The 24,977-nt window shown below is 64.6% G+C and carries 22 protein-coding genes; 4 read left to right on the top strand and 18 right to left on the bottom strand.

Features of this window, described 5'->3' with window-relative positions:
- The 10 genes from ACOZKU_RS10975 to ACOZKU_RS10930 all read right to left on the bottom strand — a co-directional run.
- Positions 1–1,301 (bottom strand): PLP-dependent aminotransferase family protein (locus ACOZKU_RS10975; RefSeq protein WP_421578894.1); only part of this gene is annotated, 1,301 nt, incomplete at its 3' end.
- Positions 1,302–1,421: 120 nt separating this feature from the next.
- The gene (locus ACOZKU_RS10970; RefSeq protein ID WP_421578893.1) at positions 1,422–2,678 is read right to left on the bottom strand and encodes an ABC transporter permease; all 1,257 of its coding nucleotides are present in this window, start codon (positions 2,676–2,678) and stop codon (positions 1,422–1,424) included.
- A complete protein-coding gene (locus ACOZKU_RS10965; protein ID WP_421578892.1) occupies positions 2,675–3,361 on the bottom strand; it encodes an ABC transporter ATP-binding protein in 687 nt (228 codons plus the stop codon). Before ACOZKU_RS10965 ends, ACOZKU_RS10970 begins: the two co-directional genes overlap by 4 nt.
- Before the next feature lie 2 nt (positions 3,362–3,363).
- Positions 3,364–3,828 carry a hypothetical protein gene (locus ACOZKU_RS10960; protein WP_314091524.1) on the bottom strand — a complete coding sequence of 155 codons (465 nt, stop codon included), beginning with the start codon at positions 3,826–3,828 and terminating at the stop codon, positions 3,364–3,366.
- Positions 3,829–3,906: 78 nt separating this feature from the next.
- A complete protein-coding gene (locus ACOZKU_RS10955; protein WP_421578891.1) occupies positions 3,907–5,661 on the bottom strand; it encodes an alkaline phosphatase in 1,755 nt (584 codons plus the stop codon).
- Between the two features lie 85 nt (positions 5,662–5,746).
- Positions 5,747–6,406 carry a class I SAM-dependent methyltransferase gene (locus ACOZKU_RS10950; protein ID WP_421578890.1) on the bottom strand — a complete coding sequence of 220 codons (660 nt, stop codon included), beginning with the start codon at positions 6,404–6,406 and terminating at the stop codon, positions 5,747–5,749.
- A 5-nt stretch (positions 6,407–6,411) separates the two neighbouring features.
- A complete protein-coding gene (locus tag ACOZKU_RS10945) occupies positions 6,412–7,677 on the bottom strand; it encodes a DUF3419 family protein (protein ID WP_421578889.1) in 1,266 nt (421 codons plus the stop codon).
- Positions 7,678–7,887: 210 nt separating this feature from the next.
- A complete protein-coding gene (locus tag ACOZKU_RS10940; protein WP_421578888.1) occupies positions 7,888–8,739 on the bottom strand; it encodes a sigma-70 family RNA polymerase sigma factor in 852 nt (283 codons plus the stop codon).
- A 94-nt stretch (positions 8,740–8,833) separates the two neighbouring features.
- Positions 8,834–9,148 carry an EthD family reductase gene (locus ACOZKU_RS10935; protein WP_421578887.1) on the bottom strand — a complete coding sequence of 105 codons (315 nt, stop codon included), beginning with the start codon at positions 9,146–9,148 and terminating at the stop codon, positions 8,834–8,836.
- 17 nt (positions 9,149–9,165) lie between these two features.
- On the bottom strand, positions 9,166–9,471 hold the full coding sequence (locus tag ACOZKU_RS10930; RefSeq protein ID WP_421578886.1) for a putative quinol monooxygenase: 306 nt from the start codon (positions 9,469–9,471) through the stop codon (positions 9,166–9,168).
- 217 nt (positions 9,472–9,688) lie between these two features.
- Here ACOZKU_RS10930 and mprF point away from each other — a divergent pair, with 217 nt between their 5' ends.
- Positions 9,689–12,289 carry a bifunctional lysylphosphatidylglycerol flippase/synthetase MprF gene (gene mprF / locus ACOZKU_RS10925; protein ID WP_421578885.1) on the top strand — a complete coding sequence of 867 codons (2,601 nt, stop codon included), beginning with the start codon at positions 9,689–9,691 and terminating at the stop codon, positions 12,287–12,289.
- Complete coding sequence (locus tag ACOZKU_RS10920; protein ID WP_421578884.1) at positions 12,286–13,656, top strand: AcvB/VirJ family lysyl-phosphatidylglycerol hydrolase; 1,371 nt, start codon at positions 12,286–12,288, stop codon at positions 13,654–13,656. Before mprF ends, ACOZKU_RS10920 begins: the two co-directional genes overlap by 4 nt.
- A gap of 54 nt (positions 13,657–13,710) precedes the next feature.
- Here the strand turns inward: ACOZKU_RS10920 and dapB are convergent, their stop codons facing one another.
- From dapB to ACOZKU_RS10905, 3 genes are read right to left on the bottom strand one after another with little or no spacing between them, the layout of a single operon-like run.
- Positions 13,711–14,487 carry a 4-hydroxy-tetrahydrodipicolinate reductase gene (dapB, locus tag ACOZKU_RS10915; protein ID WP_421578883.1) on the bottom strand — a complete coding sequence of 259 codons (777 nt, stop codon included), beginning with the start codon at positions 14,485–14,487 and terminating at the stop codon, positions 13,711–13,713.
- A gap of 11 nt (positions 14,488–14,498) precedes the next feature.
- Positions 14,499–15,533 carry an ABC transporter ATP-binding protein gene (locus ACOZKU_RS10910; RefSeq protein WP_421578882.1) on the bottom strand — a complete coding sequence of 345 codons (1,035 nt, stop codon included), beginning with the start codon at positions 15,531–15,533 and terminating at the stop codon, positions 14,499–14,501.
- Positions 15,530–17,125, bottom strand: coding sequence for an ABC transporter permease (locus ACOZKU_RS10905; RefSeq protein ID WP_421578881.1), 1,596 nt, complete (start codon positions 17,123–17,125; stop codon positions 15,530–15,532). Before ACOZKU_RS10905 ends, ACOZKU_RS10910 begins: the two co-directional genes overlap by 4 nt.
- Positions 17,126–17,322: 197 nt before the next feature.
- Between ACOZKU_RS10905 and ACOZKU_RS10900 the strand changes: the two genes are divergently transcribed.
- Positions 17,323–18,330, top strand: a complete 1,008-nt coding sequence (locus tag ACOZKU_RS10900; protein ID WP_421578880.1) for an iron ABC transporter substrate-binding protein — start codon at positions 17,323–17,325, stop codon at positions 18,328–18,330.
- On the opposite strand, the gene ACOZKU_RS10895 is transcribed toward ACOZKU_RS10900, so the two are convergent.
- The 5 genes from ACOZKU_RS10895 to ACOZKU_RS10875 form a co-directional block, all read right to left on the bottom strand.
- A complete protein-coding gene (locus ACOZKU_RS10895) occupies positions 18,327–19,424 on the bottom strand; it encodes an ABC transporter ATP-binding protein (protein ID WP_421578879.1) in 1,098 nt (365 codons plus the stop codon). The two genes, ACOZKU_RS10900 and ACOZKU_RS10895, sit on opposite strands and share 4 nt — an antisense overlap.
- Positions 19,425–19,500: 76 nt before the next feature.
- Complete coding sequence (locus tag ACOZKU_RS10890; RefSeq protein ID WP_421578878.1) at positions 19,501–20,850, bottom strand: alpha-glucosidase/alpha-galactosidase; 1,350 nt, start codon at positions 20,848–20,850, stop codon at positions 19,501–19,503.
- Between the two features lie 138 nt (positions 20,851–20,988).
- Entirely contained in the window at positions 20,989–22,305 is a 1,317-nt protein-coding gene (locus tag ACOZKU_RS10885) for an ABC transporter substrate-binding protein (RefSeq protein ID WP_421578877.1), read from the bottom strand.
- 28 nt (positions 22,306–22,333) lie between these two features.
- Positions 22,334–23,206, bottom strand: coding sequence for a carbohydrate ABC transporter permease (locus tag ACOZKU_RS10880; RefSeq protein ID WP_421578876.1), 873 nt, complete (start codon positions 23,204–23,206; stop codon positions 22,334–22,336).
- A gap of 10 nt (positions 23,207–23,216) precedes the next feature.
- Positions 23,217–24,122, bottom strand: a complete 906-nt coding sequence (locus tag ACOZKU_RS10875) for a carbohydrate ABC transporter permease (protein ID WP_421578875.1) — start codon at positions 24,120–24,122, stop codon at positions 23,217–23,219.
- Between the two features lie 182 nt (positions 24,123–24,304).
- On the opposite strand from ACOZKU_RS10875, the gene ACOZKU_RS10870 reads away from it, so the two are divergent.
- Positions 24,305–24,977: LacI family DNA-binding transcriptional regulator (locus ACOZKU_RS10870; RefSeq protein WP_421578874.1), on the top strand; the 673-nt coding region annotated here is incomplete at its 3' end.

Below are 24,977 nucleotides of genomic sequence, written 5' to 3'. Positions count from 1 at the left end.
CCGAGACAGACGCGGACGGCCTCGGGCGGCGTTCCATCGACGGCGAAGGCATCGCTTGCGACGGTGCCGAGGCCGGAGGCGCGCATATGGGCACTGAACGTGGAGCGCGTCCAGCCATGCGGCAGGGGCAGCCAGATGTTGAAGCTGAGTTTGTCTGCCCGGTAGCTGCCCGGCGGGAGCAGGATCGCGACCATCGCCTGGCGGGCGGCCGCTTCCTCCCGCAGGAAATCGAGGATGGCATCCGCCGTGCCGTCGCCGATCCAGCGGGTGGCGAGTGCCGTGGTCAGCGGCGAGGCCATGACATTGCCGGACCGCATCGCACCCGCAAAGGACCAGAGGGCGCGGCCGTCTTCGGGCGCAACGACATAGGCGAGACGCAGACCCGCGCCGATGCATTTCGACAGCCCGCCGATATGCCAGGTAAGATCGGGCGCAACGGCGGCGAGCGGTGCGGGACCGTCCAGCGGGAGAAAACCATAGGCATCATCTTCGATGATCGGCACGCGGTATTTTTGCGCGATGGCGGCGATTTCCGTCCGCCGCGCTGCCGGCATGGTGAAGGTCAACGGATTTTGCAGCGTCGGATTGAGATATAGCGCCTTGGGGCTTTCCCGTTCGCAGGCCTCGGCGAAGGCCTCAGGCAGGATCCCGTGATCGTCCATGGCAAGGCCGGCAAGTCGCAGCCGCAATTGCGCGGCAATCGAGCGTATGCCGGGATAAGTGATGGTTTCGGACAGAACCGTTTCGCCGGGCTTTGCCAGAGTGCCGAGGATGGCGAGCAGCGCCGGATGGGCGCCGGGCGTGATGAAGATGCGCTCTTGCGCAGGGGCCAGGCCGCGCCGGCCAAGCCACAGGGCGGCCGCCTCCTTGTCCATCGGCGCCCCGCCGAATGTCTGGTAGCGCAGGAGCGGCACAAGATCGGCGGCAAGCGCCGAAAAACCAGCGCGCATCCGGGTGACGAGCGCGGGATCGTCCGGCTCCGGCGGCATGTTCATGGAGGGATCGACGATGACCGCGCGGCGGGCATCCGGCTGGGCCGCTTCGGTGGTGGTGCGTGCGGCACCCGTCACGAAGGTGCCGCGGCCGACATGTGCCTGCACGAGGCCCCGCTTCTGGGCTTCGACATAGCCGCGGGCGACGGTCGTGACATCGATCGCAAGGCGCCCGGCGAGATCGCGATGGGTCGGCAGCTTGTCGCCGGCCGAAAGCGTTCCACGGCGCAGGTCGTGCTCGATCGCCTCGGCAAGCGCCATGTAGAGCGGGCTGCCGCTGGCACTGAGATCGGGATACCATGTCTTCATAGGAGGGGATTCCAGGCTGTGCGAATATTGACTGTATATTGCCTGTATTCGTGCTTGTCATCCAAGGAAGACGGGCAAAGCGTCGCATGGCTCGGCAACCGGCAGAAAGGCCCTCTCCGATCAGCTTCTCAAGGCGCGCGCCGGGCTGAGGCGAAGCGTCGAGATCGCCGGGAGGATCGATACCAGAACGGCGAGCACGATAAACCAGAAGGCCAGCGACAGGTCTTCCCTTGCAAACTCCACCGGCATGCGGATGGCGGTCGTGGCGGTGAGCGTGGCCGATATGAGATGCGCCGCGCCATAGCCGATCAGAAGGCCGGCGGCGAAGCCGGCGAGGAAGAGCAGAAAGAGCTCTCCCCAGACGATGGCGACGACAGCCCGGCGCGGCGCGCCAAACGCCCGAAGCGCCCCGATCTGCCGCTGGCGGGCGCCGACATGCATGATGGTGACGAGCAGCACGGCGGCGATCACGATGATCTGCGTGCCGATAGCGATGGCGAGAAGCAGGCCGCGCGCATCGCCCAGCGTCGCGTAAAGACGGGTCAGCACCTCGGCCGGGAAGACGGCCAGCGTCGCCTCGCCGCGGTATTCCTGGCGCAGGCGATAGGCGTCGGCAACGGTCTTCGGCTTGACGAGAACGGCGGGAACGCCGGGTGTTTCGGCATCGAAATGCTCGTCTATCGCGGCATCGGCCTCGACATGCCTTTCATGATCGTGATCCTCCGCCTCGGCGCTCTCATGCGTTTCGCCGGCATGGTCATGCGCGTCGTGCGAAGACATGCCATGCAACTGCCAGACGGCGCGGATCGGCACGAGGATCGCGCGGTCCCAGGCAGTGCCCGTCGGCGCCATGCGGCCGGTCACCGTGTAGACGATCGCGGTGTGGGTATGACCGCCTTCTTCGGCGCCGCCATGCATCGGCTTGATCTCCGCACCGATGCGCTTTGGCACATCGGCGCCGATAACGGCATCGCCGAGACGGGTGAAGGTGGTGCCCTCGGCAAGAACAGGAGAGAGAGCGGCAATCAGCCTGCTGGTCGTGCCGACGACGGGATGGCCATCCGCGGAATCGCCGAAGCCGACCGGAGCGGCAAAGTCGACGCGTGGATCGGCGGAAAGTTTTGCCAGGACGCGGCCCGACATCAGCGGCAGGGGTGAGGGCTGGAGGAACACGGCGGAAAGAGCAAGCTGCGTCTCGCTGCCCGCCGCGCCGACCAGAAGGTCGAATTTTTCCGCCGCTCGCGCGCTGCCGAGGCGCACGGCACGCTCCTGCAACGTGACGGTGACGCTGAGTGCGACGGACAGCGCGATCAGGATGACGACGGCGAAGGCGCCGGCCTTGAAGCGGCTGAGGTCGGCAAGGATGAAACGGATCATACCGCGCGCACCTCCGCGCTGTCTTCGAAGATACGACCGCCGTCGAGCGAAATGCGCCGCTCAAGCCGCTCCATGAGGGCGGGGTCGTGGGTGACGACGATGAGCGTCGCGCCCTCCTGCCGGGCAAGGCGGACGATCAGTTCGGAGACCTCCTCGCCGGTGCGGCGGTCGAGGCTGGCGGTTGGTTCGTCCGCGACGATCACGCCGGGTTTCGACAGCAAGGCCCGCGCGACCGCGACGCGCTGCATCTCGCCGCGCGAGAGGGTTTCGATGGTCTGGCCGGGTCTCGCAATGCCCGTCGTTTCCAGAAGATGCAAGGCGCGCTCGCGGGCGGCCGGCGTCAGTCGACGCGAGAGACGCGCGGGAAGCACGACATTTTCGAATGCCGAGAGGCCGGGAAAGAGATGAAAGTCCTGCATGACAAGCCCGATATGGTGGGCGCGAAACGCATCGCGCCGATCGGCGGAGAGCGCGGAAATGTCCGTCTCACCCCAGGAAACAGAACCGCTCGTTGCGGTTTCAAGCCCCGTGATGGCATTGACCAGCGTGCTCTTGCCGGAGCCGGAAGCGCCGGTGACGGCAAGCTGCCCGCCGGCGGGAAGATGAAGCCGTGAGATGGAAAGCACCGGCACATCGAGGCCGGGAAACCGCATTTCAAGGCCGGAAATATCGAGCGCCAGCATGGTCAGACCGTGTTGAAGGCCGCTTCGCGCAGCCGCAGCTGGCTGCGGAAGCCGGTTTCCGGATCGGTCCAGGCGCCGTATTCGAGCACACCATGCGCCTCGATCGGGGCGTTGTACTGCACGAAGGTCTGTTTTTCGGAGAGATAGACGACGAGGATATTGTCCGGCCAGTCCGCATCCGAGGAACAGAAGGGACAGAGCGACATCGGGATTTCCGTCAGCACGAAGAAGTTCGCCTCAGCCTTCAGCGGCGGCGCCATGAAGCCCTTGACGGTGACCTCTTCGCCGTTCAACCGCTTGACCTTGTCGGAAAACTCCAGGCCCAGCACGCCGAAGCTTTTGTAGAGTTCGCCAAAGCCGAGTTTTTCGCCGGCAAGCACGGGACGAGCCAGCGAAAGCACGGGCAGGGCCGCAAGCGCCGAGAGCATCCGCCGCCGGGTGAGAAACGTGCGCGGGGTATCCGTCATGGCTCTGCTTTCCTGTTCCTTCACGATGGCATGGGCAGGCGGCGCGGGGCCGCCTGTCCATTTCGGGGTAAGAAGCATTTAGTCCTTGGCCGTGCCGAGGGCAAAGGTGTCGGCAAGTACGCGGTAGACGTCGCTCTGTTCCATGTAGCCGCGGAAGCCTTCCGAGCCGGGGCCCGCTGCCTGAAGCACGACATCGTCGACGGCATGCACGCCGCTATCCTCGTCCTTCGGAATGTTGCCCTGCACGAAGACGGCGCCGGGGACATCCTTGTAGGCTTCGTTGGCGATATATTCCTTCGCTTCGTTCTGGACGGCCGGAACGAACGGGCCGTCGAGCTTCGGGCGGAAGGTCTCGTAGTGGTCGGGACCGTTGTTAGCGGCCATGAACAGGCGGCGCGAGACATCGACGCGATCCGGGTAACCGTCGCCGTCCTTGTCCTCGTAGTTCGGGAAGCCGGCATTGTCGTAGGTGCCGACCTTTTCGCGCATCTCCGTGCCGGGCTTTTCGTCATCGACCGTGCCGATGATGGAAACGCCGTGCGTGTGGTCGCCCGTGACGACGATCAGCGTGTCGGGGTTCTTGTCGGCGAATTCGCGGGCCACGGCGACGGCCTTGTCGAATTCGATGGTTTCGACGAGCGCACGATCCCAATCGAGCGGGTGGCTCATCTTGTCGACCGAGGCGGCCTCGACCATCAGGAAGAAGCCTTCCGGGTTCTTGGAGAGCTTGTCGAGCGCGGCCTTGGTCATGTCGACGAGGCCCGGCTGGTTGGGGAATTTGTCGACCGTGCCTTTTTTGAGGAATTCGCGATCGAGCGTCACGTCCATGTTGCCGGTGTGGAAGAGGCCAAGCAGCTTCTCCTCGTTGGCGCCGGCGGCAGCGGCCAGCTCCGTCTTGTCGATGGCGAGCGCATAGCCGGCATTCTTGAACTCGGCGATGTAGTCCTTGTCATCCTTGCGCTTGGAGCCGGGAACGTCCTTGCCGAGGAAGTAGGCCGAGCCGCCGCCGAACAGCACGTCCGGCTTGACGTCGAGCATCATGCCGACGATCTCGGCCTTGTCTGCGCGCTTGCGGGTGTGGGAGACGAGGGCGGCCGGGGTGGCGTCCTCGACCTCGGCCGTCGTGACGATGCCGACGGACTTCTTCGTCGTGCGGCGCAGCGCTTCGGCAATCGTTTCGACCTTCGGGTCGTCGAGGCTGTCGGGCGTGCGGTCGGCATAGACGCCGAGCGCATTGACGCGCGACTTGTGGCCGGTCATGTAGGCCGAGGCCGTGTTGGCGCTGTCGGTGGCGATCGAATGCGTCGAGGAGGTGCCGATGAAGGCGACCGGCGGGATGTCGTCCATGGCGAGGCGGCCGTTTGCCTTGCCCTCGGTCATGCCCTTGGACATGATGCGCGCGCCGGTGCGATGGGCGACGGAAAGACCGTCGGCGATCATGAAGATGATGTTCTTGGCCTTCGGCTGGGCGACGGTTTCATAGACGTCCCAGGCGACGGATTTGGCTTCGCTGCCTGCGGAGACCTCGATCTTGTATTCGCCGGCGGCGCCGATCGTCAGGTCGCGCAGGATGAGCGCGGACCCCAGAACCTTGTCTTCCTTGCCTTTTTCTTCGGCAACGAATTCAGCCTTCTTGCCGAAGACGGCTTCGTAGTCCTGGCCGTTGACCGTGACCTTCACGTCCTCCGGCTTCACGACGGCATCGAACTCGACCTTGAAGTCGAAGGGAGAGCCGACCAGGATCGTGGCGCGGTCGAGCGGATAGACGGTGGCGGCCTGGGCGGCGCCTGCGAGCATCGTGGCCGATGCCAAAGCGAGGAGAAGTTGACGCATGGGAGTGCCTCTCTAAAGCGGTGCGTTGCCCTCCTGCGATAAGAAGCCTGCGTGACAGGCGTATTACAAGAGGGGTGTTCTTCGGTCAGGCCTTGCGGATTGTCGCGAGCCACGAGAAGCCGCGATGCAGGCGCTGCACCCTGACGGTGCCGCCATGGATTGCGGCCAGCTGCGACGACACCTCGAACAGTTCGGCGCGCGGGGTGACATGATGCCAGCCGAGCCAGGTGTCCATGGCGCTCTTGAACCAGCGGGGAAGGCGCTGCATGTCGCCGAAATCGGCGATATGCAATTCGCCACCTGGCGACAGGCCGGCCACGGCGGCCTCCATGACGCGTTGCCATTGCGGGATCATCGATACGGCATAGGAAATGAAGATACGCTCGTAACTGGCCTTCCCGAACAGCGATTGCGGGTCGAAGTTCGCCGCATCCGCCCGGGCAAGGTGCACCCGATCGTTCAGCCCGGCGCCGTCGATGGCCGCCTGCGCCGCCATCAGCATTTCCTGCGAGATGTCGATGCCGTTGAAACGGGCCTGCGGATAGAGCCGTGCGGCTTTTACGAGGTTGCGCCCCGTGCCGCAGCCGATCTCCAGAACGCAACCGCCGGGGGGCGGGGCAAGGCCGCCAAGCAGCGGGTCGCGGCCGAGCAGATAGTATTTGCGGGTCGCGTCGTAAATGCCGAACCGCCGCTGCCAGCGGTAGATGCGATCCATCAGAAGGGCATGATCCGAGACGGCGTTCATCGGGCTCACCCCTTGAAGGAATAGAGGTGGAAGCCGCCATAGATCGACGACCGGTCCTTCTCGTGCAAGGCGCGCGATTCCGCCGCGTGATACGCCCAGCGGTCGAGGATGGTTTGCGCGACGCGGCCCGGCAGCAGGCTTTCGGCCGGCGCGGTGCGGAAGATCACGCGGGCTCCCGGTTTGGCGGTGCGGGTGATTTCGCTCCACAGCGCATTGAGCTGTGCATCCGTCATCCAGTCCTGCGCATCGAGCAGGATGAAGCGATCGACCGACTGCGCGGCCTTGGCCGCGAGGAATTCCGTGAGCGATGTGTTGGTGATGGAAATGCGGTCGGCGCGGTTGCGGACCGTTTCGAAATTCTGCCGCAGGAGATAGGGCGGCAGCGGCGCCTGTTCGTCCTTGCCGTAGCCGCGACCGAAGGCCTGCCAGGCGAAATAGTTTTCCGAAAGCGGAAAGCCACAGGCGAGTTTTTCGACGCGGGCGCGCAGGATTTCGGCCATGCCGTTACCGGCGCCCGACAGGGCGTCATATTGCTGCGGGGGAATGCCGAGGCCGAACAGCGAGCTCTTGCGCGCCGTCGCCCAGCGGATCAGCCGCTTGTCGAACAGCGGCGACAGCGTCTCGTCGAAGAAGCGCTTCTGGTCTTCCAGCGTGCGGGCTTCCAGGAGGCCACGCGGGTCGGCACCATAGAGGCGGGCCATCGTATGGCCAAGCCCGATGAAGCCGCCGAGCAGGCCATGACGGTAAAGCTGGCGGTGGAAGATGGAGATGCGGCGCCGGCCGGTCAGCGTGCGGCTTTCCCAATAGTCGCGCGTCTCCTCATCGAGATGCGGGCGCAGATGGAGTTCATAGGCATCGAGGTTTCGCCGGTCGTCGCCCTTGCCGTAAAAACGGTAGAAGGTTTCGTAATCCGGCAGGTGGCTGGCGGCGGTGAATTTCAGGCGGTTGAAGGCGACATGCGCCGGGTTGAGATCGACGGCCTCGATGCGGGCGGGGTCGGCGATCAGATAGGACATCGCGTTGCAGCCGCCTGAGGCGATGGTGACGATGGTGTTGCCCGGTTCGATGCCGAGCGCAGCCATGTCGACATCGGGGTCCTCCCAGATCTGCGCATAGACCAGATTGCGAAACAGCCGCGAGAAGACATACTCCGACAGACCCGACGCCGATAGCAGCGAGTTGCGCCGCACGGCCCGGTTCAGGCGCTTGCCGACCGCCTCCTTGCGCGCCGTGACGGGGGAGAGGGCGGGAGAAGCGACCGTTTCGATCATCGGGATTGGTTCCTGAGCTGGACTATCCATAACCACCGCGCATGGCCACGGGCCAGCGACGCGTATGCCTGTCACGCAAGGGACGTTCTCGGAAAGGAACGGTCACATTTACCCGACGGCATGGGGCAGCGTTTCAGCAGATTGCGATGACACGGGAATGACATCGGCCTTTCGATCCGCTGCCGCAGCCATTGGACGGGGCGCAGGGGGCTAGCCGAGACGCACCCAGTCCACGGCCTCGAGCACATAGGGCGCGAAGAGGAAATCCCGGATCCCGATGATTCGCTCGTCCGACCATTCGATCAGAACGAAATGGGCGAGGCTCTCCATCGCGCCGGTGCCGTCGAAGACCAGCATGGCCGGCTGCCCTTCCACGGCACCCAGGGCGAAGCGCCATTTCGCCACTTCCGCATAGCGCGTGAAATAGGGGGTGATCTTCTCGCGCCCCTGAAGGTGGAGCCGGTTGACGAGTTCAAGCTTCACATCATCGGCAAGCATGGCGCGGATCGCGTCGAAATCGCCGCTTCGGAAGAAATCGACATAGGCCGTGATCTTCCGCCGGTCGATATCGGACAGCAGCGGCAGTCTCGTGTCCTCCGGTTCCGACGCCAGCCGTCTGAGCGCACCGCGCCCACGCTGGAGCGCCGATTTGGCTGCCGCCGGAGAGCAGTCGGCGATATCGGCGATCTCCTCGACCGAATGTCCGAGAACGTCCTTGAGGATCACCGCGCAGCGCTGAAGCTCCGGCAACCGCAGAAAGGTCTGGAAGCCGATGGCCACGATATCGGCGCCGGGAAGAGGGGCGGCTTCGATGTCCTCGGTCAGCGGCACGACCGTATTGCGCGCCCGGCTGCGCAGGAAGTCGAGGCTTGTATTGTGGGCGATGCGAAACAGCCAGCCCTCAATGTTGTCCACCGCGGCACCTTGGTTTCGGGCACTGAGCGCCTTGAGCAGCGTATCCTGCAGGACATCCTCGCCGCTGACGGCCGATCCCGTCATCCGCGCGCAATACCGGTGGAGGCGCGGCCGGAGTGTCTTCAGGTGTTCCTCGAACTCTTCCATATCCATTGTCGTCCCTGCCTGCCCGCTTTGAACGCGATGCCGCTGAAGATTTTCGCCAGATTGGCCGGCTGCGACCGTGATACTGCGATGTGTATCAGAGCACCTTCCTGTCGAAGAGATACATCTGAACCCCCGAGCCGTGAGGCGCAAACAGCCGGCGGTCGGCGGCCGCTGCCCGTCCTTCAGGGCTGGCGAAAGCCGCCTTGAGGGTTGCGAGGTCATCGAAAGACAGCGTTCCGATGCGGTAGACTTCGCCGCAGCCGGTCGGCACGGCGATGGGGCCGTCGCTGATCTCGTATTTCCGCAGCCCCGGAAGGGTCTTAGCAAGCGGCACGTGGATATCGAAATAGTGCCGGTCGAAGGCCGCGATATCCTGTGGTGTGCGATAGATTACGACCATCTGAGCCATGGTGTTCTCCCCATTGCCTAGCGTGCCGCGCTCGATACGATCGAGCCGAGGAGCGATTCCAGGCTTGCCAGTTCCGCGATCCTCGGAAAATAGGCCTGCATGCGCGGATCGTTCCGCATCGCCTCGACGGCCGCCGGGGTCTGCCATTCGGAATGAATGACGACGCCGGTGCCATCGGCGGCGGCGATCAGTCGGGTCGCTTTCCAGCCGTCCAGCGTGCGGATCACCGTGTCGATGTTTTCGTTGAGAAGCGCGGTGAGCGCATCCTGCTTTCCGGGCTTCACCCGGAGCACGTTGATCAAAATAACGGGCGTGTCGGCCATGGCATGTCTCCTTCAGGTTAGGATGTGCCAAGGACGATGCGCCACACGAAAACGGATCGCGACGCGGAAGTTTTTTTGAAGAATGAGCCGAAAAGGATGCTTCGCGATGCGGGCTGGATGATCCGCCGCAGCCAATTGCGGCATGCAGGCAAAGGCTGCCCGATATTTGCCACAACCTGCGCCAGTATACGGCCACCAAATCAAGGCTGGGCAGAACATGTCGGATGATAGCAGTGCGGTCGTCGATGAAACCGGGACGTCGCGGCTTGTCCGCCTGTTCCTGATCTACCGCCTTTATATTCTTGCGGCCGCGAGTCTCCTTGTTTTCGCCCTCGTGGCGCTGGGCATCTACCGGCTGACGGCGGAGGTGCGCTATGACGATGTGCTGGCGGCGCTTTCGGCGACTTCGTGGAGCGACATTGCGCTTGCGGCCGGGTTCACCCTGCTGAGCTTCCTGGCGCTGATCCTCTACGATGCCAATGCCCTCGATTATATCGGTCGCAAGGCGCCGTTCCCCTCGGTCGCGGTGACGGCCTTCATGGCCTATGCGGTCGGCAATACCGTTGGCTTCGGTCCCTTGAGTGGTGGGGCGATCCGGTTTCGCGCCTATTCGCGTCTCGGGCTTGCGCCGGGCGACACCGCCCGCGTCATCGCCTTCGTCACGCTCGCCTTCGGCCTCGGCCTCCTGTCCGTCAGCGCGCTTGCGGCGCTCGCGGTCGCGCCGCGCGTCGCCAGCATTCTCGGTGTCGATGCGTTCTGGCTGCGCGCCGCCGCGCTCCTGATCCTCCTCGTCCTGATCGGCCTGTTCTACAGCGGCCGCAACGGGCATGCGCTTCGCTTCAAGGGGTTCGAGCTGCGGCTGCCGGACAGCCGAACCGCATCCCGCCAGTTCCTGGTCTCGGCCTTCGATATCGCTGCCGCCGCCTCGGTGCTCTATGTGCTGCTGCCCGACACCCAGGTCGGCTGGCCGACCTTCCTTGCGGTCTATGCGGTGGCGATCGGCTTCGGCGTTCTGAGCCACGTTCCGGCCGGCCTCGGCGTCTTCGAGGCGGTCATCATGGCTGGGCTTTCCAATGCCATCAGCATCGACCAGCTGCTCGGCAGCCTCGTGCTCTATCGCCTGATCTACTACGTGCTGCCGCTCCTGCTGGCGACCGTTCTGCTGTTGATCACCGAGATGCGGCAACTCGTGTTGCGGCCTGGTGTGGCCGAGGCGGCGCAACTCGCCGGCAAGCTGGCGCCCGCGCTCATCTCCACGCTCTCGCTGATACTCGGCGCCATGCTGATCTTTTCCAGCGTGGTGCCGACGCCCGATTCCGACCTTGATTTCCTCGCAGGCTACCTGCCGCTGCCGATCGTCGAGGGCGCGCATTTCCTGTCGAGCCTGCTCGGCCTGCTGCTGCTCGTCGCCGCCCGCGGGCTCGGGCAGCGGCTGGATGGCGCCTGGTGGGTAGCACTGGCGGGCGCCTCGGTCGCCTTCGCCTTCGCGTTCCTCAAGGCCATCGCCGTTTTCGAGGCGGGCCTGCTTGCGCTGTTCATCGTCGCGCTGCTTGCCAATGCCCGCGCCTTCGACCGGCATTCCTCGCTGCTCCGGCAGGCGCTCGGGCCGTCCTGGCTGGCCGCGATCGCCGTCATCATCGTCACCGCGACGCTCATCCTGCTCTTCGTCTATCGCGATACGGAATATGCGCATGAACTGTGGTGGCAGTTCGAATTCTCCGAGGAGGCGCCGCGCGGTCTGCGCGCCCTGCTGGGGCTCGCCATCGCGTCCTCGGCACTCGCGCTGTTCAGCCTTCTGCGGCCGGCGCATTTCCGCACGGAAGGGCCGACGCCGGCAGAGCTGGAACGGGCGGTGGCCATCACCATGGGCCAGGATTTCGCCGATGCCAATCTCGTGCGCATGGGCGACAAGCGGCTCCTGTTCTCGCCGTCGGGCGAGTCCTACATCATGTACGGCATCCATGGCCGGTCCTGGATTGCGCTTGCCGATCCGATCGGCCTGGAGGAGGAATTCCCGGAACTGGTCTGGCAATTCGTCGGTGCCGCACGGGCCGGCGGCGGGCGGGCGGCCTTCTACCAGATCTCGCCGATCCTGCTTTCGGCCTGTGCGGATGTGGGCCTGCGCGCCTTCAAGCTTGGTGAACTCGCCATCATCGATCTTCCGCAGTTCGAGATGAAGGGCAGCCGTTTTGCCAATCTCCGGCAATCGCACAATCGCGGCCTGCGCGATGGCCTCACCTTTACCGTCGTGCCGCCGCAAGATGTTGCGGCAATTCTTCCGGCGCTGCGCACCGTCTCCGACGGCTGGCTCGCCCATCACAATGCCAAGGAAAAGACCTTCTCGCTCGGGGCTTTCGAAGACAGCTACGTGCTCGAACAGCCCGTCGCCGTCGTGCGGCTGGAAGACAGGATCGTCGCCTTCGCCACACTCATGGTGACCGATACGAAGGCGGAAGCGACTGTCGACCTGATGCGCTTTACGCCGGACGCGCCGAAGGGCACGATGGATTTCCTCTTCGCCAGCATTCTCGACTATCTCAAGGCCGAGGGATACCGGCAATTCAATCTCGGCATGGCGCCGCTGTCCGGCATGGCGCAGCGCGAGGCGGCCCCCGTCTGGGACCGCGTCGGCGGCGTTTTGTTCGAACACGGCGAGCGATTTTACAATTTTAAAGGCCTGCGCGCCTTCAAATCGAAGTTCCATCCGCGCTGGGAGCCGCGCTATCTTGCGGTCTCGAATGCCACGGGGGCGGCACTTGCCCTGATGGACGTGACCTTCCTCATCGGCGGCGGCGTCAAAGGAGTGATTTCCAAATGAAGGTTTTTCGCCCTCTTGCGCTTGCCGCTTTGCTTGCCTGTACCGCGCCTCTCATCGGCTTCGCGCAGGAGGCCGACAAAACGTTTACGACCGGCATGATCCCCGCCGATCATATTCTCCTGCCGGATGATGCGCCGAGCGCCAGCGTCTTCCTGATCTCGGATGGAAACGGTTGGGGGGTGGAGGAAGACAAGGAGGCGAGAGCCCTCGTCGAAAAGGGCGCGGCCGTCGTCGGCATCGATTTCCCGTCCTATCTCAAGGCGTTGCAAGCCGATGACGGCGATTGCGTCTATATGGTCTCCGACGTGGAATCGCTCGCCCATCAGATCCAGCGGGCCGGCGGGGCGGCGAGCTACAATCCGCCCATCATTGCCGGCATCGGCGAGGGCGGTGCGCTGGCGTTGGCGATGATCGCCCAGAGTCCCGCCGCGACGATCGGCGAGGCCATCGCGGTGGATCCTCAGGCCGGTATTCCGCTCGATAAGGTTCTCTGCACGCCTGCCTCCAAGACGAAGCTCGACGGCCGCATCGTCTACGGTCTCACCGACGGCGCGCTGCCGGCGCCGGTGACCGTGCTGTTCACCGACAAGGTCTCGCAGGCGGGGCGCGATCACGTCGTAGCGTTGCAAAAGGCGCATGCCGATGTCGATGTGCGAGACGAGACGGGCTCTGCGGCGGATGTCCTGGCCCAGACGCTCGCCGACCATATCGATGCGGCCGGCGATGCGGACAGCCCGCTCGGCCTGCCGCTCGCCGTGCTCAAGGCGACGCCGGCCTTCGATACGATGGCGGTGGTCTATTCGGGCGATGGCGGCTGGCGCGATATCGACAAGCAGGTGGCCGGCGCGCTGCAGCAACGCGGCATTCCCGTCGTCGGTGTGGATTCGTTGCGGTACTTCTGGTCCGAGCGCAAGCCGCAGGAGACGGCGGACGACCTGTCCCGCATCATCGAGGCCTTCCGCAAGGAATGGAACGTCAAGCATGTCCTGCTCGTCGGCTATTCCTTCGGCTCGGACATCCTGCCGGCGACCTACAACCTGTTGTCGCCCGAGGACCGCGCCCGCGTGCCGCAGCTCACGCTGATGGCGCTCTCCCATCAGGTCGATTACGAGGTTTCCGTTACCGGCTGGCTCGGCGTGGCTGGCGCAGGCTCGGGCGGCGACCCCGTCGATGATATCGCCAAGATCGACCCAAAACGGGTGCAGTGCATTTCCGGCACCGAGGAAGACGACGATCCCTGCCCGACGCTCAAGGCCTCCGGCGTGGAGTCGGTTGCCATCGAGGGCGGACATCATTTCGACGGCGACTATGAAGCTCTGGCCGATCGCATCGTCAACGGGCTCAAGGCGCGCCTTCAGGCGAATTGAGCTGGTGGCGGCAACGTCGCTGGATAGCGGCATGACCGGAAGCGATGGTCGTGTTCAGGTCTTGGAGCCCGCCGCATCGAGTACATCCGTCATCGTATAGGCGCCTGGCGGTCTGCCGACAATCCAGCAGGCGGCGGCGAGCGAACCACGGGCGAACATGGCGCGCCCCAACGCGGAATGCGAGATCGTGATGACCTCTTCCTCGGCGGCGAAAATCACGCTGTGCTCTCCAACGATGCCGCCGCCGCGTACCACTGAAAACCCGATCTCGCCCTCCGGCCGCAGGCCTGGCAGTCCATCGCGGCCACGGCGTTCCACGCTGTCGAGGCAAACCGCTCGCCCCTGTGCCGCCGCTTCGCCCAGCATGAGCGCCGTTCCCGAGGGGGCGTCGATCTTTCGGCGGTGATGAGCCTCGGTGATCTCGATGTCCCAGGCTTCCGGCGGCAAGACGGCGGACATTTGCGCAATCAGCCTCGTCAGGAGATTGAGGCCGATGGAGAAGTTGCCGGAGCGCAGGATGGCAATCCGGCTTGCGGCTTCAGCGATCCTGTCTTCCTCGTTCCGGTCGAAGCCGGTTGCGCCGATGACCAGCGCCGGGCCGCCGCGACCCGCGCATCGCTCGGCGAGCGCGGTGGCGGATGCCGCCGTCGAAAAATCGATGATGACGTCGGCGGTTTCAAGCGCCTCTTCGATAGAGAGGAGGCCGGTCTCGTCGTGCTCGGACCGGCCGATCCCGCCGATATAGTGAAACGTCTTGTCGGCCTGCAACGCTGCGACGATCGTCTGGCCCATCCGTCCCGGGGATCCCGCGACGACAACTTTGATCGGCATTTTCGGGCTCCCTAGGCGAGGACATGTGCACGGCCGGCAATGTCCAACTGGACGATATCGCCGGGGCTGGGAAGGGCGATGCCGGATGTGCGGATCAGCACGGGCGACAGGGACGTATCTGGAAGGGCGACGGCGACCGTCGAGACGGCGCCGCCGAACTGGACGTCGACCACGCGGGCGCCGGTCTTCGGCGCGGCGTTGTCGATGGCGATGCTGATCTGCTCCGGCCGCAGCATGATATCCGCCTTGCCGGTGTGATTGCCGTCGATGGCGATGCGTCCGAGCGCGCAATCGGCAAAGCCATCACCGACGGTCGCCGGCAGGAGAACGGCGTCACCGAGGAAGAGCGCGGTTTCCCGGTCGCGGGGCTGCCGGTAGAGGGTCTGCGGCGGGCCGGCCTGGATGAGCTTGCCCTCCCGCAGCACCGCCACCTGGTCTGCGAAGGAAAGCGCCTCGGTCTGGTCGTGGGTGACGAGGATGGCGGTGATGCCGGCATTGTGCAGCACCCGCGCGACGGCCTTGCGCATGGCCTCGCGCAGGCCGGTATCGAGGGCGGAGAACGGCTCGTCGAGCAGCATCAGGCGCGGCTGGCGGCCGAGTGCGCGGGCCAGCGCCACGCGCTGCTGCTGGCCGCCGGAGAGCTGGTGCGGCCGGCGGGTGGCCATGCTGCCGTCGAGTTCCACCATGTCGAGCAGATCGGCCACCCGCTTCGCGCGATCGGCCTTGCCGCGCTCGAAGCCGAAGGCGATGTTTTCGGCGACGCTCAGATGCGGAAACAGCGCGCCGTCCTGCGAGACGATGCCGATGCCGCGCTTGTGGGCGGGCACACCGGCCGGCCCTTCGGCCAACAGCGCTCCATCACAGGACACGCGGCCGCTTTCGGGAAACTCGAAGCCGGCGATGATGCGCAGTAGCGTCGATTTGCCCGAACCAGACGGGCCGACCACGGCCGTGCGGCTGCCCGGTCCGACCGAGAGGCTGACACCATCCAGAGCCTGGACCTCGCCGTAGCGCTTGCTGATGGCTTCAAGGGAGATCAGCGTCATTGGCCGGCCGTCCGTTTCGATTGGGAATGGAGAAGAAGGGTCAGCGGCAGCGAGAGCACCACCATCATCGTCGCATAGGGGGCAGCGGCGACATAGTCGATCTCGCTGGTCAGCGACCAGAAGCGCGTCGCCAGAGTCTCGACGCCGTTGGGCGCAAGCATCAGGGTGGCGGTCAGTTCGTTGGTGATGCCGAGCGCGACGAGGGCGACGCTCGCTGCCGCACCAGGGGCGGCGAGCCGCAGCGTGACCTGCCGCAGCGCCTGCACGGGCGTGCGTCCGAGCGCCATCGCCGCGCGCTCCAGCTCGACGGGCGCCTGCGCGATGCTGGCCCGAAGGCCGATCATGGCGCGCGGCAGAAACAGCAGGACGTATCCGGCCAGCAGCATGGCAAACGTCTGGTAGAGCGGCAGCAGGAAGCGCACCGTGATCGAGACGAGCGCCAGCGCCACGACGACGCCCGGCAACGAGCCGACATAATAATGGCAGGCTTCGAGAAGCCGCTGCAATCGTCCGGGCGCGCGCACCGAAAGCCAGGCCATGGGAACGGCGACAGCCGTCGCGAGCACGCCGCCGGCCAGCGCCAGCAGCAGGGTTTCGCTGACCGCACCGGTGACCGCGCTGTCCCAAATGCCGGCGCCGCCAAGCCAGAGCCAGCGGCCGAGCGTTATCAGCGGCACGCCGAGGGTCAGCGCAGCAAGTCCCACCGGCAGAAGCAAGGCAGGCCAGGCAAGCCGGCCAAGCTGGCGCCGCTCCGCCGGTCGTGCCGCGCCGGTGCCGACACGCGCATAGCGCTCATTGCCGCGCAGCAGGACTTCCAGCGCTAGCAGGAACAGGCAGCAGGTGACCAGCACGCCGCCGATCATGTTGGCGGCGGGGCTGTTATAGGAGGACTGGAACTGATCGACGATGGCGGTCGCCAGCGTGTCGAAGCGGATCATCGCGAAGAGGCCGTATTCCGACAGGAGATGCAGGCCGATCAGCAGCGATCCGCCGCAGATGGCGAGCCTTAGCTGCGGCAGCACCACGCGGAAGAACACGGCAACAGGCGCCAGGCCGAGCGAGGCGGCGGCATCCTCGACAGCGGGATCGAGCCGCCGGAGGGCCGCGGCGACCGGCAGGTAGAGGAACGGATAATAGGCGAGCACGGCGACGAAGGTGCCGCCGGCAAGGCCGCGCAGGCTGGGCACGAGGCTGACCCAGGCATAGCTGTGCACGAAGGCGGGAACGGCAAGCGGCGTGATCGCCAGCCACGCCCAGAGGCGGGCGCCGGGAATGTCGGTGCGCTCGGTCAGCCAGGCTATGGCGACGGCGACCGCAATCGATAGCGGAATGGTCAGAAGTTCGAGATAGACGGTGCTCAGAACGAGTTCGCCGACACGCGGGCGGAAAACCAGCGTCTTCACGGTCTCCCAGCCGACATCATAGGTCACCCAGCCGATGAAGCCGAGCGGCACCAAGCTGAACAAGGCCACCAGCCCGGCAAGCGCGGTGACGGAGACATTCGGCAGCGACGTGCGCAAACGGCGCCGGGCCGGCCACGGCCGGACGACTATCTGAACTGTACTATCCTGCAACAAGGCCCATGCCTTCATGCCATGAGAACGAGCGGACGACCGTTTCGCACGCAACGGATCATCCGCTCCTGCCCTAAGGATTTGTTGAGTGAAAGGCAATGGTTTTCGCTCTGCCTGCGGCGTGGTGACACTGGCGCGGGGCGCGATGCCGCGATAAGTAGAGTGCGCTTGCCCAGTTTTTCGGGCGGTATCTCGGCCTTGTGAAGGAGACTACCATGACCCTGTCGATCCGATTGACCTTTGCCGTCCTGTCGCTTGCCGCGGCCGCCCCGCTGGCCTCCGGCGCCAGCGCACAGGATGCCGGCGAACTCGTCATCTACAATGCCCAGCACGAGGGGCTCGGCAAGGCGTGGATCGATGCGTTCACCCAGGAGACCGGCATTAAGGTCGTCGTCCGCAAGGGCAGCGACATGGAATTCGCCAACCTCATCCTGCAGGAAGGCGATCTGACGCCGGCCGATCTCTTCCTGACCGAAAACTCGCCCGCCATGGCGCTTCTCGACGCTGCCGGACGTTTCGCGCCCGTCGACAAGGAAACGCTTGAGCAGGTGCCGGCGGACTATCGTCCGGCGGACGGGATGTGGACGGGCATCGCCGCACGCTCGACGGTCTTTGCCTATGACAAGACGAAGCTCACCGAAGACCAGCTGCCGAAATCGATGCTCGACCTTGCCGAACCCGCCTGGAAAGGGCGCTGGGGCGCTTCGCCGAACGGCGCGGATTTCCAGGCGATCGTCGGTGCGCTGCTTCAGCTGAAGGGCGAGCAGGCAACGGCGGCGTGGCTGACGGCGATGAAAGAGAACGCGACGTTCTACAAGGGCAACAGCGTGGCCATGAAGGCGGTCAACGCCGGTGAAGTCGAAGGCGCCGTGATCTATCACTATTACTGGTTCGGCGATCAGGCGAAGACCGGTGAAAACAGCGGCAATGTCGCGCTGCACTATTTCAAGAACCAGGATCCGGGCGCCTTCGTCAGCATTTCCGGCGGCGGCATCCTGAAGACCAGCACGCACCAGAAGGAGGCGCAGGCCTTCCTGAAGTGGATCACCGGCAAGGCCGGCCAGGCGATCCTGCGCGACGGCACGTCCTTCGAATATGCGATCGCCGGGGATGCCAATCCCAAGCTCGTTCCGCTCAAGGATCTGGATGCTCCGAAGGTCGAGGCCTCCACGCTCGACAGCAAGAAGGTCGTCGAGCTGATGACGGCTGCCGGCCTGCTCTAAGACGGCTGCGTGGCGGCAAGGCTCAAACCGTGCGCATCGAAGACGTGGGGGGCGCCGGCGCAGGCGAGGGGCAGCGCGTCGCCCGGACGCAGGTCGGCGCGTCCTGACGTCGCCATGACCAGCGAATTTCCATCGCTCGTGCGGGTGTGCACAAGCGTCGACCCGCCGAGATGTTCGGTGATTTCGACGGTTGCCGTCAGAACGGGGTCAGTGGCGTCGATCCGGAAGGATTCGGGGCGCAGGCCGAGCGTGACGGCGCTGCCGACATCGGGGAAATGCGCGAACGGACCTGTGATCGTCTGCGGGCGGGCGAAAGCGGGCGAGGAGACGCGGATTTCCGCATCATCAGCCACCTCGATCCGGCCGGGCAGGAAGGTCATGCGCGGCGAGCCGATGAAGCCGGCGACGAAGAGATTGGCGGGCCGGTCGTAAAGCTCGGCGGGTGAGCCGACCTGCTCCACCAGGCCGCCCCGCAGCACGACGATGCGGTCGGCGAGCGTCATCGCCTCCACCTGGTCGTGGGTGACGTAGATCATCGTCGCGCCGATTTCTTGATGCAGCTTGGCGATTTCCACGCGCATCTGCGTGCGCAGCTCGGCATCGAGATTGGACAGCGGCTCGTCGAACAGGAAGATTTTCGGCTTGCGCACGATGGCGCGGCCGATGGCGACGCGCTGGCGCTGGCCGCCGGAAAGCTGGCGCGGCTTGCGCTCGAGCAGGGCCTCGATCTGCAGGATGCGCGCCGCCTCCTGCACGCGGGCTTTGATCTCGGCCTTAGGCACTTTGTTGATCTGCATGCCGAAGGCGATGTTGTCATAGACGGCCATATGCGGAAACAGCGCGTAGGACTGGAAGACCATTGCCACGTGCCTATCGGCGGGGTCGGCATGGGTCAGGTCCTCGCCGTCGATGGAGATCGTGCCCTCGGAGGTCTCCTCCAGGCCGGCGATCATGCGCAGCAGCGTCGATTTTCCGCAGCCGGAAGGACCGACGAAGACGATGAATTCGCCCTTCTCCGCTTCGATGGAGACGCCTTTGACGACCTGGAGGTTGCCGAACTGCTTGATGACATTGTCGATCGTCAGGAAGGACATGGTGTTTCGCCTGCTCTTGCCGGTTTTCACGTAGAGGCGACGGGCTGGAGGCCGGCCCGTCGCGGGAAGGATGGTCTCAGCCGCGCGCCCATTCGGGCAGCCACGCGCCGTGGGCGGCGGTCAGCTGGTCGACGAGGCTCCAGATCTGGTCGAGATCCAGCTCGGCGGCGGTGTGCGGGTCCATCATCGCGGCGTGGTAGATGTGCTCGCGGTTTTCCGTCGTCAGCGCCTTCACCGTCAGTTCCTGGACGTTGATATTGGTGCGGATCAGGGCGGTGAGCTGGGTGGGCAGCTCGCCGATATAGGTCGGCTGGATGCCGTTCTCGTCGACGAGGCAAGGCACTTCGGCGGCGCAGTTGGCCGGCAGCGAAGTGATGCAGCCGTTGTTGCGCAGGTTGCCGTAGATGACCGAGGGTTCGCCGGTCCAGACCGAGTTCATGATGGAGGAGGCATATTCATGGCTCTCCTTCACCTCGATCGTATCGCTGCCGGTCAGCGCGCGCGATTCTTCCTTCCAGCGGGCGATCTGCTCGACGCAGCGCTTGGGATATTCATCGAGCGGAATGCCGAATTTCTCGATCAGGTCCTCGCGGCCCTCCTTGATGAACCACGGCGTATATTCGGCGAAATGCTCCGAGCTCTCGGTGACGAAATAGCCGAGCCGCGTAATCATCTCGTAGCGCACCTTGTTGGGGCAACGCGGGTTCCAATGGCTGGGCTTGGGGAAGCGGCCGTCGCGGTAGCCGGCGAGAAGGTCCGGATAGAGGTCGCGGTAGCTGCCGTCGGCCTGGCGATGCTCGAACTTCAGGAAGAACGCCATGTGGTTGATGCCGGCGGCGCGGTAGCGGATTTCATTGACGGGAATGTCGAGATCGCGCGACAGCTCATAGGCCGTGCCCTGCACCGAATGGCACAGGCCGACCTGGCGGATGGCGGGGAATTTTTCGGCGATCGCCCAGGTGTTGATCGCCATCGGGTTGACGTATTGCAGGAGGATCGCGTTGGGGCAAACCTCCATCGTGTCGGCGCAGATCGCCCAGAGATGCGGCACGGTTCTCAGGCCGCGCATGATGCCGCCGATGCCGAGCGTGTCGGCAATCGTCTGGCGCAGGCCGAACTTTTTCGGGATTTCGAAATCCGTGACGGTGCAGGGTTCGTAACCGCCGATCTGGAAGGCGACGACGACGAAATCCGTGCCGGCAAGGGCGGCGCGGCGATCCGTATGGGTTTCGATCGTGGCACGCGCGCCGAGCGTCTTGATGAGCTTGCCGGCGACGATCTCGCTTTCGGCGAGGCGCTCGGGATTGATGTCCATCAGGGCGATGACGGCGTCCTTGAAGGCGGGACGATGCAGCACGTCACCGATGATGTTCTTCATGAAAACGGTGGAGCCAGCGCCGATGAACGTGATTTTGGGGCGTCGCATGACGGATCCTCGAAAGATGGTGTTGCGGTCAAGTGTGGAATGATCCACCGGCGTCCGGGAGGGTGACGCCGGTGGATGCGCCTGCCGCAGGACGCGCCAGGAGCGGGAGCGTGAACGCCGCGGAGGCGCGTCCGTATTTTAGAACATGCCGTTCACCTGGTCGTTGGCGTCCTTCAGCAGGGTCACCGGATCGCCCTTGTCGAGCAGCACGTTTTCCACCGCCGTCGTCAGCACGGTGGAGATTTCCGAGGCATAGTCCGAGATCGGGAAGGGGAAGGTCGTCTCGGGCGTCGCCAGCATGACGAAGGCGGAAACATCGAGGTTTTTCGCTTTATGCGCCTCTTCGGCGGCCGTCACGCCTTCCGGGCGCGCCGGGAAGACGACGCCGGCCTTGCCGACGATGGTCTGGCATTCCGAACCGCTCAGATATTTCACCCACTTCCAAGCCTCGTCCTGATGCTGCGAGCCGGACCAGATGCTATCGGCCAGGCCGTTGAACATCGAGCGGCGGCCTTCAGGACCCTTCGGCACCGGCGCGAAGCCGATCTCCATCTTGGAGGCATCGCGGTAGGTGCCGATGTTCCACGAACCGTCGGGCACGATCGCTGCCTTGCCGGCCGCGAAGATGGCAGTGGCGTTCAGCTTGCCGGTCTGCTCCTGGCTCAGCGCGAAACCCTTTTTTAAAGCAAGATCGCGCTGCCAGGTGAGCGTTTCGGCAAGGGCCGGGCTGTCATAGCCGTAGTGCGTGCCCCAGGCCTTGTCGATCGGCTTGAAACCATCGGAGACGGCGAGGAAGCTCCACTGCGTCTGGCCGTAGCCGTCCGTCCGGTCGGTCGCCCAGCCGTAAACGGCGACCTTGGACTTGTCGAAGCCAGGCTCGTCGCCGCGCTTACCGTTCTGGTCGAGCGTTAGATGGGCCAGCAGCTTTTCCAGCGAGCCGCCATCCTTCGGGTTCCAGTCGAGGTTCTTCAGGTCCTCTTCCTTGATGCCGGCGTCGGCGATCATCTTCTTGTTGTAGACGAGCGCGATCGTGTCCCAGTCCTTCGGCATGCCCCATTGCTGGCCGTCCTTGTTCCAGACCTCGGCGAGGCCCGGCAGATAGGCCTTCATGTCGAGCTGATCGGCGGCGATGCGCTCGGACAGGTCGACCATCACGCCGTTCGTCAGGAATTCCGGGAAGCGGCTCAAGTGGTTGACGAAGACGTCGGGTGCGGTGCCGGAAACGAAGGACGTCGTCAGCGTGGTCCAGTAATTGTCCCAGGCGTCTTGCGAGATCTTGATCTTGATGCCGGGATTGGCCGCCTCGAACTTGTCGGCGCACTGGCGGTAGACGGGCGCCTGGTTGCCGTCCCACATCGTATAGTTCAGCGTGATGTCCTCGGCAGAGGCGAGCGTCGGGCTGAGGCTGGTGAGGGCCGTTGTAGCGGCGATAGCGCTGATCAGGTGTCGTTTCATTGATGTCTCCTCCTTTTGATTTATCGACTTATTTCATGCCGCTCGTCTGGAGCGATTCCACGATCTGCCGGCCGAACACGACGAGCAGGCCGATGACCGGAATGATCGAGAGTACGATGGCCGCCATCAGCCCGCTCCAGTCGGGATTGCCGCGGCCGGTCTGGCTCATGAAGTCCGAGAGGGCGACGGCCATGACGCGCACGCCGGCATCGCGGCCGACGAGAAAGGGCCAGAAGAACTCGTTCCAGGACTGGATGGCGAGCAGGATGCCGAGTGTCGCGATCGGCCCCTTTTGAATGGGCAGCGCGATGCGCCAGAAGATCTGGAACTGCGAGGCGCCTTCCAGCCGCGCCGCCTCGTCCAGCTCCTTCGGCGAGGACAGAAAGAACTGCCTGAGGAAGAAGACCGCGAAGGGCGTCATCAGGATGGTCGGCGCGACGAGGCCGGTGAAGGTGTTGAGAAGGCCGAGCTGCTTGACGAGAATGAAGTTCGGAATGAACAGCACCATGCTCGGGATCATGGTCGCGGCGAGAAAGGCGAAGAACAGCAGGTTGCGGCCCGGAAAGTTCATGCGAGCGAAGGCGTAAGCCGCCAGCGCCGAGAAGAAGATCTGCCCGGATACCGTCAGCGCCGTGTAGATCACGCTGTTGCGCAGCGCGAGCATGAAGTCGATCGGCGAGGCGCGAGAGGCCGTGAGCTCGATATCCGAGGGCAGGCCCATGACGCGCAGGAAGTTGCCGAGCGTGAAGGTCTCGGGCGTCAGGCTCGCGGCGCTGGTGTAGACGTCGCTCGGATAGGTCAGGGCGATCTTCAGCGCCATCCACAGCGGCAGCAGCGAGAGGAAGACGAAGACGGCGAGCACGAGATAACCGAGTGCGGCCTGCGGGGTGATGGTCTTCATGGCCGCCTCCTTACGTGAGATCCGACTGATCCGCCTTCAGCAGCCGCATCTGCAGCAGCGTGACGAGGATCAGGGTAACGAACAGCACGACGGAGATTGCGGAGGCATATCCCATCTTGTTGAATTTGAAGGCGTTCTCGTAGATGTACCAGAGAATAACGCGCGTCGAGTTGGACGGGCCGCCGGCCGTCGCCACCGCGATGACGTCGAAGACCTGGAAGGAGCCGATGAGGCTGGTCACCAGCACGAAGGCTAGCACGGGGCGCAGCAGCGGCAGCGTGATGCGGCGGAACATCGTCCACTCGCCGGCCCCTTCCAGCCGCGCTGCCTCATAAAGATGGCGCGGGATGGCCTGCAGGCCGGCATAAAAGAGCAGGGCGGTCAGGCCCGTATGGCGCCATGTCGAGATCGCGGCCACCGAGACCATCGCCTGGTCCGGCGAGGCGAGGAAACCCTGTCGGCCGATGCCGACGATCTCCAAGAAACCGTTCACCAGGCCGAGGATCGGATCGAGCATCATCAGCCAGACGAGGGCGGCGACGACATTGGAGATGAGATAGGGCGCGATGATCACGGCACGCAGCGACACGGCGCGGGCGAGCCGGTCGGAGAGCACGGCGAGCAGCAGGCCGAGCGCCGTCTGGATCGGGATGTTGTAGAGCACATAGGCGAGCGTGACCCAGGCCGAATGCCAGAAATTCTCGTCGCCCAGCAGCTTCGCATAGTTGGCGAGACCGACGAATTTCGGCGCGCGCATGAGGTTCCAGTCGGTCAGGCTGATCTGGATCGCCCGGAGCGTCGGCAGGAGATAGAACACGAGGAATCCGACCAGTGCCGGGGCAACGAACAGGAGGCCCGTCAGGGTTTCCTTTCGCCGTCTCCGGGCGCGCGACACGTTGCTGCCCGCCTTGGTCATAGCCATCCTCCCACCGTTGACACGTGTTACTCCTCAAGAAATCCATTGCTAACACGTGTTAGCTTTGAATAGCGGGAGGATATTCCTGTTGTCAAGCGCGCAGACAGGCGCTACCTCTCGGGAAGGGCGAAGAGATTGAAGACGCTTGGAAAAAATTGCGCCTGGCGCGGTCGGGGAGTGGAATGGCAAGCAACCGCGTGACCAGTCACGATGTGGCCCGTCTGGCCGGCGTCTCCCGTGCCACGGTCTCCCTCGTGCTCAACCGTTCGGAGAGCGTGACGCTGAGCAAGGAGACGCGCGAGCGGGTCATGCAGGCGGCCGCCGAACTGGGTTACAAGCCGAATTCGGCGGGGCGGATGCTGGTCAGCGGGCTGACGGAAACGATCGGCCTCATTGTCTCAGATCCGTCCATCCTGCTTGTCGACCAGTATATTCCGCAGGTTCTCTACGGCATCGAGAAGGCCAACCGGCAGATGGGGTTCCACGTGCTCGTCGAGGGGCTGGAGGCGGGCGGCGGGGCCGGGGCCTATGACAATCTGGTGGAATCGCGCCGCATCGACGGGCTGATCGTCGTCAACCCGCGTGCCGGTGACCGGGCGCTGATCTCGCTGATCGAGAAGGATTTTCCGCTCGTGCTTGTCGGCTCGGTGCGTCACTCCGCCGAGGTCTCCGTCACCTTCACCACGCGTGATGTCATCGGCAAGGCGGTCGACCATGTTGTCGGTCTCGGCCATCGCCGCATCGGCGCCATCACGTTTTCGCCGCGGGATTTCGTGTCGACCAATGCGCGCCTGACGGCGCTGTCCGGCGGGCTGGCGCGGCATGAGCTGACGCTCGACGAGGACGCGGTGGGCG

The organism is Shinella sp. M31, assembly GCF_049199205.1.
Taxonomy (GTDB): Bacteria; Pseudomonadota; Alphaproteobacteria; order Rhizobiales; family Rhizobiaceae; genus Shinella.
The sequence above is the reverse complement of the archived record's forward strand: the minus strand, read 5'-3'. Positions and strand labels throughout refer to the sequence as shown.

Coding starts and splice junctions, on each gene's coding strand:
- ACOZKU_RS10955 (WP_421578891.1), bottom strand. CDS start 5,661: ATGCGTCAACTTCTCCTCGCTTTGGCATCGGCCACGATGCTCGCAGGC.
- ACOZKU_RS10950 (WP_421578890.1), bottom strand. CDS start 6,406: ATGAACGCCGTCTCGGATCATGCCCTTCTGATGGATCGCATCTACCGC.
- ACOZKU_RS10875 (WP_421578875.1), bottom strand. CDS start 24,122: ATGACCAAGGCGGGCAGCAACGTGTCGCGCGCCCGGAGACGGCGAAAG.
- ACOZKU_RS10920 (WP_421578884.1), top strand. CDS start 12,286: ATGAAGGTTTTTCGCCCTCTTGCGCTTGCCGCTTTGCTTGCCTGTACC.
- ACOZKU_RS10970 (WP_421578893.1), bottom strand. CDS start 2,678: ATGATCCGTTTCATCCTTGCCGACCTCAGCCGCTTCAAGGCCGGCGCC.
- mprF (WP_421578885.1), top strand. CDS start 9,689: ATGTCGGATGATAGCAGTGCGGTCGTCGATGAAACCGGGACGTCGCGG.
- dapB (WP_421578883.1), bottom strand. CDS start 14,487: ATGCCGATCAAAGTTGTCGTCGCGGGATCCCCGGGACGGATGGGCCAG.
- ACOZKU_RS10895 (WP_421578879.1), bottom strand. CDS start 19,424: ATGTCCTTCCTGACGATCGACAATGTCATCAAGCAGTTCGGCAACCTC.
- ACOZKU_RS10890 (WP_421578878.1), bottom strand. CDS start 20,850: ATGCGACGCCCCAAAATCACGTTCATCGGCGCTGGCTCCACCGTTTTC.
- ACOZKU_RS10945 (WP_421578889.1), bottom strand. CDS start 7,677: ATGATCGAAACGGTCGCTTCTCCCGCCCTCTCCCCCGTCACGGCGCGC.
- ACOZKU_RS10940 (WP_421578888.1), bottom strand. CDS start 8,739: ATGGAAGAGTTCGAGGAACACCTGAAGACACTCCGGCCGCGCCTCCAC.
- ACOZKU_RS10885 (WP_421578877.1), bottom strand. CDS start 22,305: ATGAAACGACACCTGATCAGCGCTATCGCCGCTACAACGGCCCTCACC.
- ACOZKU_RS10965 (WP_421578892.1), bottom strand. CDS start 3,361: ATGCTGGCGCTCGATATTTCCGGCCTTGAAATGCGGTTTCCCGGCCTC.
- ACOZKU_RS10910 (WP_421578882.1), bottom strand. CDS start 15,533: ATGACGCTGATCTCCCTTGAAGCCATCAGCAAGCGCTACGGCGAGGTC.
- ACOZKU_RS10905 (WP_421578881.1), bottom strand. CDS start 17,125: ATGAAGGCATGGGCCTTGTTGCAGGATAGTACAGTTCAGATAGTCGTC.
- ACOZKU_RS10900 (WP_421578880.1), top strand. CDS start 17,323: ATGACCCTGTCGATCCGATTGACCTTTGCCGTCCTGTCGCTTGCCGCG.
- ACOZKU_RS10935 (WP_421578887.1), bottom strand. CDS start 9,148: ATGGCTCAGATGGTCGTAATCTATCGCACACCACAGGATATCGCGGCC.
- ACOZKU_RS10960 (WP_314091524.1), bottom strand. CDS start 3,828: ATGACGGATACCCCGCGCACGTTTCTCACCCGGCGGCGGATGCTCTCG.
- ACOZKU_RS10930 (WP_421578886.1), bottom strand. CDS start 9,471: ATGGCCGACACGCCCGTTATTTTGATCAACGTGCTCCGGGTGAAGCCC.
- ACOZKU_RS10880 (WP_421578876.1), bottom strand. CDS start 23,206: ATGAAGACCATCACCCCGCAGGCCGCACTCGGTTATCTCGTGCTCGCC.